The 13,685-nt window shown below is 71.4% G+C and carries 11 protein-coding genes and 1 tRNA gene; 7 read left to right on the top strand and 5 right to left on the bottom strand.

Annotated elements, in window-relative coordinates:
* Positions 1–101 precede the first annotated feature (101 nt).
* A tRNA-Ser gene (locus OHU34_RS21925) sits at positions 102–188 on the bottom strand.
* Between the two features lie 123 nt (positions 189–311).
* Positions 312–830, bottom strand: a complete 519-nt coding sequence (locus OHU34_RS21920) for an RICIN domain-containing protein (protein WP_230195263.1) — start codon at positions 828–830, stop codon at positions 312–314.
* A 361-nt stretch (positions 831–1,191) separates the two neighbouring features.
* Here OHU34_RS21920 and OHU34_RS21915 point away from each other — a divergent pair, with 361 nt between their 5' ends.
* The gene (locus OHU34_RS21915; protein ID WP_142265094.1) at positions 1,192–2,046 is read left to right on the top strand and encodes a hypothetical protein; all 855 of its coding nucleotides are present in this window, start codon (positions 1,192–1,194) and stop codon (positions 2,044–2,046) included.
* Positions 2,047–2,219: 173 nt separating this feature from the next.
* Here the strand turns inward: OHU34_RS21915 and OHU34_RS21910 are convergent, their stop codons facing one another.
* Complete coding sequence (locus tag OHU34_RS21910; RefSeq protein ID WP_142265095.1) at positions 2,220–3,842, bottom strand: S1C family serine protease; 1,623 nt, start codon at positions 3,840–3,842, stop codon at positions 2,220–2,222.
* Positions 3,843–4,123: 281 nt separating this feature from the next.
* Here OHU34_RS21910 and OHU34_RS21905 point away from each other — a divergent pair, with 281 nt between their 5' ends.
* From OHU34_RS21905 to OHU34_RS21895, 3 genes are all read left to right on the top strand, one after another.
* On the top strand, positions 4,124–4,960 hold the full coding sequence (locus OHU34_RS21905) for a glycerophosphodiester phosphodiesterase (RefSeq protein WP_142265096.1): 837 nt from the start codon (positions 4,124–4,126) through the stop codon (positions 4,958–4,960).
* A 183-nt stretch (positions 4,961–5,143) separates the two neighbouring features.
* Entirely contained in the window at positions 5,144–5,782 is a 639-nt protein-coding gene (locus OHU34_RS21900; RefSeq protein ID WP_037736715.1) for an ATP-binding protein, read from the top strand.
* Positions 5,783–5,948: 166 nt separating this feature from the next.
* Positions 5,949–6,914: a DUF5926 family protein gene (locus OHU34_RS21895; RefSeq protein ID WP_142265097.1), complete on the top strand. Its 966-nt coding sequence runs from the start codon at positions 5,949–5,951 to the stop codon at positions 6,912–6,914.
* A gap of 277 nt (positions 6,915–7,191) precedes the next feature.
* On the opposite strand, the gene OHU34_RS21890 is transcribed toward OHU34_RS21895, so the two are convergent.
* On the bottom strand, positions 7,192–7,746 hold the full coding sequence (locus OHU34_RS21890; RefSeq protein ID WP_142265098.1) for a hypothetical protein: 555 nt from the start codon (positions 7,744–7,746) through the stop codon (positions 7,192–7,194).
* A gap of 56 nt (positions 7,747–7,802) precedes the next feature.
* Complete coding sequence (locus OHU34_RS21885) at positions 7,803–8,468, bottom strand: bifunctional DNA primase/polymerase (protein WP_020132756.1); 666 nt, start codon at positions 8,466–8,468, stop codon at positions 7,803–7,805.
* Positions 8,469–8,992: 524 nt separating this feature from the next.
* On the opposite strand from OHU34_RS21885, the gene OHU34_RS21880 reads away from it, so the two are divergent.
* From OHU34_RS21880 to OHU34_RS21870, 3 genes are all read left to right on the top strand, one after another.
* Positions 8,993–10,528 (top strand): PP2C family protein-serine/threonine phosphatase, encoded by a 1,536-nt coding sequence (locus tag OHU34_RS21880; protein WP_142267940.1) that lies wholly within the window; start codon positions 8,993–8,995, stop codon positions 10,526–10,528.
* A 105-nt stretch (positions 10,529–10,633) separates the two neighbouring features.
* A complete protein-coding gene (locus OHU34_RS21875; protein WP_405767924.1) occupies positions 10,634–12,127 on the top strand; it encodes an aminopeptidase P family protein in 1,494 nt (497 codons plus the stop codon).
* An 82-nt stretch (positions 12,128–12,209) separates the two neighbouring features.
* Positions 12,210–13,577: a PLP-dependent aminotransferase family protein gene (locus OHU34_RS21870; protein ID WP_405767922.1), complete on the top strand. Its 1,368-nt coding sequence runs from the start codon at positions 12,210–12,212 to the stop codon at positions 13,575–13,577.
* Positions 13,578–13,685: the final 108 nt, after the last annotated feature.

Below are 13,685 nucleotides of genomic sequence, written 5' to 3'. Positions count from 1 at the left end.
GTGATCGAGTGTGAATCGTCCCGAGGGCCGGTACGGGAGATGATCCGGCGCCCATGACGACGGCCCCCGACCGATTCGCCTGGTCAGGGGCCGTTCACCTGCGGTGGGTGTGGGATTTGAACCCACGGTGACATCGCTGCCACGACGGTTTTCAAGACCGTTCCCTTAGGCCGCTCGGGCAACCCACCCGCGCCCCGGCCCACCTGGGGCGGAGCGGGTACAGACTACCGGGCGCGGGCTCGAAGCGGGGAGCATGGTCCACCGCCCTCGCTCCTCCGGGGCGCGAGGGCCTTCTGCGCGTCGTGGCGACGTCAGCTGTGTGCGCCCCACCAGACCCAGCGGGCAGGGTCGATGCCGCCTTCGCCGATGTAGTTGGTGGTGTAGACGGCGGCACCGTTGCCCGAGGTACGGAGAAACACCCCGGTTCCGGAGATGAAGTCGCATTCGAGGTAGTCGTCATCGCCGCTCCACCATTGCCCGGGGGCGTTCCCGCAGGCGCTCATCCAGACAGCGTTGGTCGCGGTCTTGCTGTCCGTGGTGAGACACATGCCGTTGGCTTTGCTCACCAGCCGGCGGAACACCGTGCCGTCGTAATTGCGGGTGTAGGAATCCGAACCCCAGTACCAGTTCCGGGTGGAGAGCCCGTCATTGCAGGTGTCCGACCAGACCTTGTCGCTCACGGTCGACGAGACCAGGCACTGGCCCTCGTAGTCGTTGCTGTAGGACCAGTACGTCGTCGCCGACGCCGTGGACATCGAGCCCGCCACGGTGAGCACGAGGGCGGCGAGCCCCATGGGCACGGTCAGTCTCAGAGCCTTCAGAGATTCCATGATCGCGAGGATCGAGGGCAGAGGAGGTGTCCACGTAAATCGAGCGTGAACATGCCATGTCGCTTCGGTCATGCTCACGCCACAGCTGCCGGCCTTGATCCACCCGCCCGATCACGTTCGGAAAGCGGATGCCGTCCGCGGAGGCGAGTCGCGGCCGCCGATGCCCCCGATTCGTGGCGCGGAGCGGCAACCCCGGTCCTGTACAACCGAGTTGCCCATGTCACGGGACTGTGACGGCGTCGTCCTGGATCAAGGACCGAGGCATCCTTTCGGCTCCCGGTCCCCTCATAGTGATCAACAGCGCTGCGGGGAACGGCCGCACCTCAGCACCAACCAGCCGACTGATCAGGGGAATTGACCCATGACTCGCAACCGTCCCAAGGCCTTCCTCGTCTCCGCCGCACTCCTGGGCGGCACCTTGCTGATGTCGGCGTGCAACCAGGGCAACGACGCAGCCGACAGCTCCTCCGGCAAGACCGACACGGCTGCGGCGGCGAACAAGTCCGGCGCCAAGGGCGTCAGCGGCACCTTCTCGGGCGGGACGGTGAAGTACCTCGCGTCCGGCAAGTACATCGTCAGCGTGTCCGGCAAGTCCGACCAGCAGTTCTGGATCGCGGACGACACCAAGATCCTCGGCGCGGGCACCATCTGCGGCGACGCCTCCTCGAAGGTGGACGCCCCGTGCGAGGAGACCGACCTGGAGACCGCCACCAAGGGCGGACGCTCCGTCAACGCCGATGTGGAGATGAAGGACGGCGCCGCGACACAGATCACCGAGCGCCGCGCCTCCGCGTCGTCCTCCGGCGGCAGCACGTCCGGCGGCGGCAGCACGACCGACCCCGGGAGCACCTCCGGCGGCGGCGCCACGACCGACCCCGGGAGCACGTCCGGGGGCGGCGAGGGCGTCGTGGACGGTCTCAACAAGGGCAAGGGCGTCAACGGCACCTGGTACGGCATCGTGCGGTACATGGCGCCCGGCAAGTACCAGGTCGACGGGCCCGCGGCCCAGGGCTCCGGCGGTGAACAGCAGGCCTTCTACCTCGCCGAGGACACCGTGATCCTGGGCGGGGGCCAGATCTGCGGCACCGCCGGCTCGAAGGTGGACGCTCCGTGCGAGGAGGCCGATCTGGAGAAGGCCGCCAAGAAGGGCGTGGAGGCCGAGGTCGTGATCGAGAACGGCATCGCCACCAAGATCACCGACGGTGCGCTTCTCTGATCCCGTGATCCCGTAGTTCGCAACGAACGGAGGCGGTCTGCCGGAAGCAACGCTTCCGGCAGACCGCCTCGTTCATCGACCGTTCCCGTAGGCCGCTCGGTCGCCCCGCCCCGCGCCGTTCTTGATCGGCGGCGCGGGGACCGGGGCTACGGGTGGGCACGCGCGCGTGGGCGTCAGCTGTCGCCCTTGCGGGAGCCGAGGGTGAGGTCCACGGTGTGGGACTTGCCGTCGCGCTCGTAGGTGATCGTGACCTTGTCGCCGGGCTCGTGGGTCCAGATCTCGCCGATGAGGGTCGGGCCGCTGTCGATCACCATGTCGTCGAGCTTGACGATGACGTCGCCGGGCTTGAGGCCGGCCTGGTCCGCCGGGCCGCCCGTCTCGACCGCGGACGCGCCGCCCTCGGCCGTGTCGGTGATCTTCGCACCCTCCGTGGAGTCCGCCAGGGAGACGGACGCGCCGATCTTGGCGTACACCGGCTCGCCGGTCTTGATCAGCTGCTGGGCGACGTACCTGGCCTGGTTGATCGGGATGGCGAAGCCGAGGCCGATCGAGCCGGACTGGGTGGTGCCACCCAGGCCGCCGCTGCCGGTGGACTGGATCGCGGAGTTGATGCCGATGACGTTGCCCGAGGCGTCCAGCAGCGGGCCGCCGGAGTTGCCCGGGTTGATCGAGGCGTCCGTCTGGAGGGCGCTCATGTAGGAGGCGGCGCTGCTGGTGCCGTCGCTGGAGGCCACCGGGCGGTTCTTCGCGCTGATGATGCCCGTCGTGACCGTGTTGGACAGGCCGAAGGGGGCGCCGATCGCGATCGTCGAGTCGCCGACCGCCACCTTGTCGGAGTCGCCGAGGGTGAGCGGCTTCAGGTCCGAGGGGGCGTTCTTGAGCTTGATGACGGCGACGTCGTAGCCCTGGGCGTGCCCGACGACCTCGGCGTCGTACTTCTTGCCGTCCGGGAAGGTGGCCGTCACCTTGCCGCCGTCGACCGCGTCCGCGACGACGTGGTTGTTGGTGACGATGTGCCCCTGGGTGTCGAAGACGAAGCCGGTGCCGGTGCCGCCCTCGCCGCTGCTGGACTCGGCCTCGATCGTGACCGTGCTGGGCAGCGCCTTGGCGGCGACCCCGGCGACCGTGCCCGGGTCGCGCTTGACGTCGCCGCCGTTGGTGGAGGCGGAGACGGTCGTCGAGCCGGTGTCGTCGTCGTTCTTGGCCAGCGTGTAGCCGAGTCCGCCGCCCAGGCCGCCCGCGACCAGCGCGGCGACCAGGATCGCGGCGACGAGCCCGCCGCGGCCACGGCCCGACTTGGGCGCGGGCTGCTGGTAGGAGGCACCCCAGACGGTCCCGCCGGGGCCTCCGGGGCCACCGGGGCCACCGACCGCACCGGCGCTACCGGCAGCGACGTCGGCGGAGCCGGGGGTGCCGTACGCGTGCGTGCCCGCGCCGGCGTCGGCGTAGACGGGCGTCGCCGGGGCCGGGTTCGGCCAGTCGTCGGCGGCGGCCGGGGCTCCCTGAGGGGCCGGGGCGGCCTGCGGAGCGGCCGGCGGCGGCCAGTCGCCGTCCACCGGGGCCGGGGCTCCCTGCGGGGCGGTGGGCGGCGGCCAGTGGCCCTCGGGCGCGCCCGCGGAGGTGTGACCGGCTTCCGGTGCCTGCGCGGGCGCCGCCGGGAGCGGAGTCGTGGGCGCGCCGGCGTCGGGCGCGGGCGCCTGCGGGGAGGCCGAGGGAGATTCCACCGGCACGGGGGGTGCGGACGGGGCCGGGGGTACCTGGGTGCCCTCGCTCTTGCCCTCGTTCTCGGTGCTCACAGCTCTTCTCCTCGATCCACGGCTGTTGTCGTCGGTCGCACTGGGTCACGCTCGTCGGCGCTTGTCGCGCTTTCGCGCGCTTTGTCGTCGACCCCGCGCGCTGAAGCTGTGCATGTGCTTTTGTACGTCTCAGCTTTTCCCACGGGCCGTCAGAGCACCATAAGCGGTGGCTGTGGGTCCTTGGCCATTCCTTATATAGGTCATTACGCACAATAAGTGCGCATCATCGAAACATCTCAGAGGGTTCTCAGACGACCGGGCGCCGATGGCACCATGACGCGGTGACCCACGCACGGCAGCACCACATTCAAGTCGTCGCCCACCGCGGGGCTTCCGAGGAGGCCCCCGAGCACACCCTGGCCGCGTACAAGAAGGCGATCGAGGACGGTGCGGACGCCCTCGAGTGCGATGTACGGCTGACCGCGGACGGCCATCTCGTCTGCGTCCACGACCGTCGCGTCAACCGTACGTCGAACGGCCGCGGGGCGGTCTCCGCCTTGGAGCTCGCCGACCTCGCGGCGCTGGACTTCGGCTCCTGGAAGACACGGGAGGCCCGCGAGGCCTGGCACGCGCGCGAGGAGGACCCCGACTGGGAGGTCCGGCCCGAGGACCGTGAGGAGACCTCCGTCCTGACCCTGGAGCGACTGCTGGAGCTCGTCTCCGACGCGGGGCGCCGGGTCGAGCTGGCCATCGAGACCAAGCATCCGACGCGCTGGGCCGGACAGGTGGAGGAGCGGCTGCTGGTGCTGCTGAAGCGGTTCGGCCTGGACGCGCCGGTCTCGGCGGCCGAGTCCCCGGTGCGGATCATGAGTTTCTCGGCCCGCTCGCTGCATCGCGTGCGTGCCGCGGCGCCCACGGTGCCGACGGTCTACCTGATGCAGTTCGTCTCGCCCCGGCTGCGCGACGGGCGGCTGCCCGCGGGGGTCGGGATCGCCGGCCCCTCGATCCGGATCGTGCGCAGCCATCCGGGGTACGTCGAGCGCCTGAAGGGGGCCGGCCACCAGGTGCACGTGTGGACCGTGAACGAGACGGACGACGTCGATCTCTGCGTCGAGCTGGGCGTCGACGCCATCATCACCAACCGCCCGGGCGAGGTGCTGCGACGGCTGGGCCGCTGAGCGGCGTCCGGCGGAAGTCACAGAAGTCCCAGAAGTCACACAAGCCCCGTCCATACCTCTTGACCCCACAGCGCCGTTACAGCATCCTCCGTTCTCAGCCATACCGTCCAAATTCAGCCACTCACTGACAGGCCCCTCACAGGGAGTGCTCCGGCGCGTTCGGTCCGTGTTCGATCATGACGAATGCGTCGCCGGGGCCGCATTGGCCGGTTTCCGGTACAGGCCAATGGGGCATCCACACCGTGGCGTGGGGCGAAGGAGGTCTCGGGGGTGGCGTTGGTGGTGGCACAGGAGGTGCCCGCGTCGTCGAGCATGGCCGTACCCCATGGCCCTGCGGGCGTGGGTAATGCGAGACACCGCATGCGCGATCAGTTGCGCACGGGCGGGGTGTCGGAATCGGTCATCGACGACGCCGTACTGATCCTTTCCGAACTCTTGAGCAATGCGTGCAAGCACGGCAGGCCACTGGGCGACGCCCTGGCCGGGGACGGCGACGTCCGGGCCGCGTGGCGTGTCGATCAGGGTGGCCGGCTGGTGGTCGAGGTGACCGACGGCGGCGGCCCGACCCGTCCGGCCCCGGCCACCCCCTCCGTCACCGCGCACGGCGGCCGCGGGCTCAACATCATCACGGCGCTGGCCGACGACTGGGGCGTTCGGGACGACGCCCGCGGCGAGGTCACGGTCTGGGTGGTCGTCCACGCGGACGTCTACGACCCCGACGCGGGCTGCCGACGCGACGACTTCGCTTCCCGGATCGCCGCCCCGTCGGTGGCGTCGATGCCCGGCCTGGACTTCGCGGACGCGTTCGACGACCTGGACTAGACCGGAGACGGTCGGGGAGAGTCGCCGAAGAGGCCGGGGGGATCGTGGGGCCGAGCGCGGTGATCGTCGTCCACAGCCCCCGCGTCGTCCACAGGTTCCCGTGACGGAGCGTACGAACGGCTAGGCTCCCGCCGTACCAGACGAGCCGTACCCGGGAGACACCCAGATGGCCAAGAAGCGACCCCAGACGAAGGCCAAGCGGCCGCAGCCCTCCGACGCGGACATCCCGGTCGTCGGCGCGCGGGAGCCCTGCCCGTGCGGCAGCGGCCGCCGCTACAAGGCCTGTCACGGCCGGGCCGCCGCGCATGCCGTGACCGAGCTGGTGCAGCGCCCCTTCGAAGGCCTGCCGGGCGAGGGAGACTGGGTGGCGCTGCGTGAGTTGGTGCCGGCCGCCACGGTCGAGCTGCCGCTCAAGGGCGGTCTGCCCGAGGGCGTCCCGTCCGTCACGCTCGCCACGGTGCTGCCGATGGCCTGGCCCGCGCTGCGCCGCGACGACGGCTCGGTGCTCCTCGGCCTGCAGAACGACACGCCGTCGGGCGACATCAGCCGCGACCTGGCCGACACCCTGCGGCGGGCCCTGGATGCCGACCCCGGTACTCCGGTGCAGGCGCGCCGCGCGCCGGCCGACGGTCCGCGGATGCAGGATCTGCTCGACGCCGAAGGCGTGTTCGAGCCAGTTGTGCACAGCGGCTTCGAGTTCTGGGTCCCGGACCCGGAGAACGCCGCGCCGGAGGTGGCCGCCTCCCTGGAGCGCGCCAACGCCGCGGCGATCCCGACCGTGAAGCTGACCGGCGTGGACGCCGCGTACTGGTGCGAGACGCCGGAGAAGAACCACCTGCGCTGGGTCATGCCGCATCCGGAGGAGCGGCTTTTGGACGCCCTCGCGCGGCTGCACGCGGCGGGCCGTTCGAGCCTCGGCGAGGGCACGCGCCTGGTCGGCTCCTTCCGGGCGCACGGCCTGACGGTGCCGGTCTGGGACCTGCCGAGCGCGGTCACGGCGGACGACGTGGAGAAGCCGGCGGCCGAGTTCGCCGAGCGGCTCGCCACCGCCCTGGCCTCGGACGCGCCGCTCACGGCCGACGAGCGCCGCGCGCGGGGCGGCCTGACCAACCGACAGGTGACGCTCAGCTGACGCACGGGCGAGGACCCCGGCCGAACTGACCGCCCGGTCAGCACTCCTTGCGTCGGCGGGTGGCGTGACTCCGCTCACAACTCCCGCCCGCCCAGGGTGAGTCGGCGTAAGAAGCGCCGTTTCGCGGGTGTCCGGAATACCGATGAAAACAAGAGATCGAATTTGCTTGGAGCAGATCTCTTGTTACCGTTCGAGTTGCCCGGTTGCTGATGCATCCCCCGTCGTCAGCAACCGGGTCTTTTCATGCCCGACGCCGTTTACAGGGTTCGGTCGCACGTCAACTGCCCTCATCGGAACGGGTGTTGCTCCCGGAGCGCAGCAGCAGCGGTCCGTCGCCTGTCGCTCGCGCGAACTCCGCGACCGCCGTGTACGCCGCCAGTTCGCCCCGGGTCCGCTCATGGGGTGTCTCACAGGATTCCGGCTCGTCCTCGGCGCCCACGGCGCAGCGCGTCCGCACCGTGCGGCCCTCGGGCCCCATGAGGCTCAGGAAGGCGTCCAGGGCGCGCCCGGTGGCATTGCGGTAGTAAGTGCGCGCCCAGCTGTCGTCCCCCTGGGACAACACGCAGGTCTGCGCCTCCACACCGTCGGGGGAGGTGAGTTCGGGGCCGCAGCGGGCGGCGGTGGCCAGCCCCAGGCCGAGCAGCAGCGGGGATCGGGAGGGTTCGACGGGCGGCGCCTTCGGATCCGTACCGCCGGTGGCACGGGTATCGGCCACTTCGGCCGCGCCGGCCGTACGCCCTTCGTCGCCGACCGGCCCCGCGGACGCCATGGCCAGGGGCAGCGCGATCGCGCCTGCCACGGCGCCCACGAGGGCGAGGAGACGAAGGTTCATGTAGCGGAAGATAGAGGGCGAACGCCGGTGTGCTGTCCGGCGCGCGCCCGACACCCCTACAACTCGGGTGCGCTCACACCCGTACGAGTGAGGGCGTCGACGACGGCGTCCACCACGGCCTCGACGTCGGGCACCCAGGGCGAGGCCGAACCGGGCAGCGGCGCGCGCTCCCACCGGATGTCGCCGCGCCCCGTCTCGGACGGCGGCAGGGCGATGTAGCCGCCCTCGCCGTGGAAGCGGAGGGAGCCGGGCACGAAGTCCTTGGCGTAGAGCAGCTCACCCAGCTGCTCCATCGTGTACGGCCGGACGAGGATCGACCAGCGGGTGGGCGAGGCGACGACCGGGCCCAGGCGGATGCCCTGCCGGTCGAGCGCCACGAGCGCGCGCGAGGCCGCGAGGGCGGGGAGGCTGACCGCGCAGGGAGCCGTGCCCCCGGTGGCCAGGATGATCGGTGCGGTCGGCCGGTTGGTCCACCACCAGCGCACCATCCGCGCCTCGGTGGTGGCCGCGAGCAGGCCGGGGTCGAAGGGGTGAGCACCGGGGACCGTGCACTCCGGGTCGGGACAGCCACAGCGGGAACGCCCCTGCGGGTCCGCCGTCACGCCCGGGAGGACGGGCCACTGCCATTCCGTCGCGAAGGTCAGGGCCGAGTCGATCAACTCAGGTCCTCTGTCGCTGGACTGGGACAGGAGCCTGCGTCGCTTTCCGAGGATCTCGCGCATGAGCGCTCGTTCCTTTCCGTTGCACCGCTGGCAACACCGTGGGCCACATCACATCATGTGTCGATCACTTCACTGTGCGTACCTGTTGGCGCATCACACCCCTGTACGAGACAAGGGGAACCCCTCAGGGTCGAGCGGTGGCTGCTTCCGCGGCCACTCCGTCCGACTTGCATCCATCTAATGCCTGGGCGTGGCGTGGGGTGGCGAAGTCTGGCGTTTACCGTCGCGCGTATTTCTCTCCGCCTCCGCCACGGGAGGATGGGGCACGGTCGTCGATGACTATGACGCCCGGGCCGGTCACCAGGTTCCGGAAGGCTCCCAACGAGCTCCCGACGACACCTGGCCCTTACCGAGTACGTACCCATCACGACCGCTGTGACGCTCCGTGGAGCAAGCCCAGTCGACCGCAATCACCCGTTACCCGAGGCATTTTTAAGCCAACTTTACAATTCCGCAAGGGAGCCGGAAGAACTGTGCCCGATTCTCCCAAAGAGCCCACGGACACCAGCAAGCCCAGCAGGACAATGCTGGACATCCCCTCACGAGTGCGTGTACATGTGGAGACACCGCTAGCGGCGCAGAATGACATGGGGGTTTGCGATGCTTTTGAGCAATACGCTCCGGTCCGAGAGCCGGACGCCATGAACGCCCCTCACCCTCCGAAAGTGGCTGGAATCGATTCAACGGTTCCCTCGCCCGCACACACTGTCGCGCCCGCGCCCGCCACCCCGGGCGCCCCGACGGTCCCTGCCGCCCCCACCGGCGCACCCGGCTCCACCGGCCCGGGCGCCCTCCTGACCGACCGGCTCGCCGGCTGGGTCTCCGATCTGACCACCCTCCACGAACTCACCGAACGCCTGGCCCGCACGGGTGCGTTGCAGGAGGCCCTCCAGGAGGTGCTGCACGCCGGAGCCGCCCTCGTGGGCGCCCGGCGCGGTCTCGTCGTCCTGGAGCCCGCCGACGGGCTCGGGCCGGACACCATGATCGGACTGGGCCTCGGCCGCGCCGATCTCGGCCACATCGAGACCGTGCCGCGCAGCGCCCTGTCCTACGGCCGCATCCTCGAGGGGCTGCCCGGCGGCGAGGGGGAGATCGCCGAGCCCGACCTGTTCGCCGAGGACGGCATGGACCCCCGCCACCGCGAGGTGGCCGCCCGCCTCGGCTACGCCGCCAGCTACGCACTGCCCCTGGAGACGGACGGCGCTCCCGGCCGTCTGGGCGCGGCCGTATGGCTCTACGACGAGCCCGCCGAGCCGGACGAGCGTCAGCGTCACCTGATCGGCCTGTACGTCCGGTACGCCGCCGAGCACCTGGCGCGGCTCCTGGAGCTCGAACGCACCCGCACGTGCATGAAGACGATGGCCGAGGAGCTGCTGCCCTCCCGGCTGCCGCGCGTGCCCGGCGTCCAGCTCGCCGCCCGGCATCACACCGGCCCGCGCGGGGGCGGCGACTGGTACGACGCGCTGCCGCTGCCGGACGCCGCGCTCGGTCTCGCCGTCGGGTCCGTCACCGGGTCCGGACCGAGCGCGGTCGCCGCGATGGGCCGACTGCGCGCCTCCTTGCGGGCGTACGCCGTGATGGAGGGCGAGGACCCGGTCGCCGTCCTGTCCGACCTGGAGCTGCTGCTGCGGCTGACCGAGCCCGCCCGGTCAGCCACCGCCCTGTTCGCCTACTGCGAACCCGCCCTGCGCAAGATCACTCTGGCCGGCGCCGGGCACTGCCCGCCGCTGCTGGTCGGCGAGCGGCGCACGGAGTTCGTCGAGACCTCCGTCTCCGCCCCGCTGGGCATGCTGGCCTGCTGGGAGGCGCCGAGCGTCGAAATGGAGGCCGAGCCGGGCGAGACGGTTCTGCTCTACACGGACGGCCTGCTGCACCGCACCGGCGAGCCCGTCGACCGTGCCTTCGCCCGGCTGCACGCGGCCGCCGCGGGGGTTCCGAGACCGCTGCGGCACGACCCGGGCGCGATCGCCGACCACGTGCTGAGCACCCTCCTGCCGGACGGCGCGGCCGAGCGGGACAGCGACGAGGACGTGGTGCTGCTGGCGGCGCGCTTCGAGTAGCCCGGAGGCGACATCGGGCGGCCGGCCCGGCAACAGGACCTTCGACCCTGGACCCCCTTACGTACGTCCGTACGATGGAGGGGGTCCAGTGCCGTATCAAGGAGGATGACCGTGGCCGACGAGCTCACCCCGGCTGTGCCGGATGATGCTGCTACCGCAGCGGGCCCGGAGACTGAGTCCGAGGAGCCCATCAAGCAGCGGAAGAACGGCCTGTACCCAGGCGTCTCCGACGAGCTGGCCGAGAGCATGAAGTCCGGCTGGGCCGACACGGAACTGCGTGACCTGGAGCCGATCGCCCAGGCCGCCGAGACCGCCGCCCGCCGTGCCGCGCTCTCCGCGCGTTTCCCGGGCGAGCGCCTGGTGATCCCCGCGGGCAACCTGAAGACCCGCTCGAACGACACGGAGTACGCCTTCCGCGCCTCCGTCGAGTACGCGTACCTCACCGGCAACCAGACGGAGGACGGCGTCCTCGTACTGGAGCCCGTCGCCGACGGCCACAAGGCCACCATCTACCTGCTGCCGCGCTCCGACCGCGAGAACGGCGAGTTCTGGCTGTCCGGCCAGGGCGAGTTGTGGGTCGGCCGCAGGCACTCGCTCACCGAGGCGGAGCGGCTGTACGGCATCCCGGCCTCCGACGTGCGCGAGCTGGCGGACGAGCTGCGCGAGGCCACCGGCCCGGTGCGGGTCGTGCGCGGCCACGACGCGGGCATCGAGGCGGCCCTGACCGACAAGGTCACCGCCGAGCGCGACGACGAACTGCGCGTCTTCCTCTCCGAGGCCCGCCTCGTCAAGGACGACTTCGAGATCGGCGAGCTCCAGAAGGCCGTCGACTCGACGGTCCGCGGCTTCGAGGACGTCGTGAAGGTCCTGGACAAGGCCGAGGCCACGAGCGAGCGCTACATCGAGGGCACGTTCTTCCTGCGCGCCCGCGTGGAGGGCAACGACATCGGCTACGGCACCATCGCCGCCGCCGGTCCGCACGCCTGCACGCTGCACTGGGTGCGCAACGACGGCCCGGTCCGCTCCGGCGACCTGCTGCTGCTCGACGCGGGCGTCGAGACCCACACGTACTACACCGCCGACGTCACGCGCACGCTGCCGGTCGACGGCCGCTACAGCGAGATCCAGAAGAAGATCTACGACGCCGTGTACGACGCCCAGGAGGCCGGTATCGAGGCCGTCACGCCGGGCGGCAAGTACCGCGACTTCCACGACGCCGCGCAGCGCGTGCTGACCGAACGGCTCGTCGAGTGGGGCCTGGTCGAGGGCCCGGTCGAGCGCGTCCTGGAGCTCGGCCTCCAGCGCCGCTGGACGCTGCACGGCACCGGTCACATGCTCGGCATGGACGTCCACGACTGCGCCGCCGCGCGCGTGGAGTCGTACGTCGACGGGACGCTGGAGCCCGGCATGGTGCTGACGGTCGAGCCCGGTCTGTACTTCCAGGCCGACGACCTGACGGTGCCCGAGGAGTACCGGGGGATCGGCGTCCGGATCGAGGACGACATCCTCGTCACGGAGGACGGCAACCGGAACCTGTCGGACGGTCTGCCGCGCCGTTCCGACGAGGTCGAGGCCTGGATGGCTTCGCTGAAGGGCTGACACCTCAGCTGATCGATGGCCGGGTACTGGTGGGTACCCGGCCATTCACCTGTCCAGGACGACTTCTGTCTAGGGGGACTGCGTGAACGACTTCTGGTCCGGTGTCGGCGTCGACCTGCACCTGGAACCGGATGCCGCCGAAGGGCGGCGGGCCGGGCTGGAACGGGCGCTGCGGGACGCCGTGCGGGAGGGGCGGCTGGCGCCCGGCAGCCGGCTGCCTGCCACCCGGCGGCTCGCGGCCGAGACCGGCATCTCGCGCAACACGGTGAAGGCCGCCTACGACCAGCTGGTCGCCGAGGGCTATCTGACGGCGCGACAGGGCTCGGGCACCCGCGTCGCGGCCCTGCCGTCCGACGCCGGCGAACCGCCGGGCGCCGCGGCACGCGCGCGTGAGCCGCGTTTCGACCTGCGGCCCGGGAGCCCGGACGTCGGGGCGTTCCCGGCCGCGGCCTGGCTGCGCGCGCTGCGCAGGGCCATCGCGACGGCGCCCTCGCCGGCGTACGACTACGGCGACCCGCGGGGCCGCATCGAACTGCGCACCGCGCTCTCGGGCTATCTGGGGCGGGCACGGGGCGTCATCGCGCCGCCTGAGCGGATCGTGATCACCTCCGGGTACGTGCAGGGCCTCGCGCTCCTCACGCGCGTGCTGGGCGGCGCCGGGATCGCGATGGAGGACCCCGGGCTGCCCTTCCACCGCGAGGTCGTACGACGCAACGGCGGAACCGTGACGCCGGTACCGGTGGACGAGCGCGGGGTGCGCGTCGGGGAACTGGGCGACGCCGGGGCCGTGGTCGTCACGCCCGCGCACCAGTACCCGACCGGTGTGACGCTGCACCCGGGGCGGCGGCGGGCGCTCACGGAGTGGGCACGCGCGCGTGACGGGCTGATCGTCGAGGACGACTACGACGGGGAGTTCCGCTACGACCGGCAGCCGGTCGGCGCGCTCCAGGGGATGGCGCCGGGGCAGGTGGTCTATCTGGGCACCGCCTCCAAGACGCTCGGGCCCGCGCTGCGGCTCGGCTGGATGGTGTTGCCGCCGCAGCTGGTGGACGCGGTCGCCGACGCCAAGCTGCACAGCGACCACCACACCGAGTCCATCGGGCAGCTCGCGCTGACCGAGCTGATCCACAGCCACGCCTACGACCGGCACGTACGCGCGTGCCGGCTGCGCTACCGCCGCCGCAGGGACCTGCTCCTGGAACGGGTGGGCGCGGGCCGGGGCGTGCGCGGCATCGCGGCCGGGCTGCACGCGCTGGTGGAGGTCGGCGACGAGGCGGAGGTACTCGCGCGGGCGGAGGCGGCGAGCCTCGCGGTGGGCCGTCTGGGCGAGCACTGGCACACTCCCGGCCCGGGGCGCCCGCAGGGGTTGGTCGTGGGGTACGGCACGCCCCGGGAGCGGCTGTATCCGGAGGCCCTGGACGTGCTGACGAAGGTCCTGGGCCGGGACTGACCGGAGCGGGACCCGAGCGGGACCGGACCGCGAGCGGACCGTGAGCGGATCATGATCGAGCCATGATTGGGCCGGTTTCACGGCCCGTGATTGGTGCTGTCGAGCGGC

Origin of the sequence: Streptomyces sp. NBC_00080 (assembly GCF_045041255.1) — a bacterium.
Taxonomy (GTDB): Bacteria; Actinomycetota; Actinomycetes; order Streptomycetales; family Streptomycetaceae; genus Streptomyces; species Streptomyces coriariae.
The sequence above is the reverse complement of the archived record's forward strand: the minus strand, read 5'-3'. Positions and strand labels throughout refer to the sequence as shown.

Bases quoted from the DNA above. Each gene is read 5' to 3' on its own strand.
- OHU34_RS21920 (WP_230195263.1), bottom strand. From the start codon at position 830: ATGGAATCTCTGAAGGCTCTGAGACTGACCGTGCCCATGGGGCTCGCC.
- OHU34_RS21915 (WP_142265094.1), top strand. From the start codon at position 1,192: ATGACTCGCAACCGTCCCAAGGCCTTCCTCGTCTCCGCCGCACTCCTG.
- OHU34_RS21900 (WP_037736715.1), top strand. From the start codon at position 5,144: ATGCGTCGCCGGGGCCGCATTGGCCGGTTTCCGGTACAGGCCAATGGG.
- OHU34_RS21895 (WP_142265097.1), top strand. From the start codon at position 5,949: ATGGCCAAGAAGCGACCCCAGACGAAGGCCAAGCGGCCGCAGCCCTCC.
- OHU34_RS21890 (WP_142265098.1), bottom strand. From the start codon at position 7,746: ATGAACCTTCGTCTCCTCGCCCTCGTGGGCGCCGTGGCAGGCGCGATC.
- OHU34_RS21885 (WP_020132756.1), bottom strand. From the start codon at position 8,468: ATGCGCGAGATCCTCGGAAAGCGACGCAGGCTCCTGTCCCAGTCCAGC.
- OHU34_RS21880 (WP_142267940.1), top strand. From the start codon at position 8,993: ATGCTGGACATCCCCTCACGAGTGCGTGTACATGTGGAGACACCGCTA.
- OHU34_RS21875 (WP_405767924.1), top strand. From the start codon at position 10,634: ATGACCGTGGCCGACGAGCTCACCCCGGCTGTGCCGGATGATGCTGCT.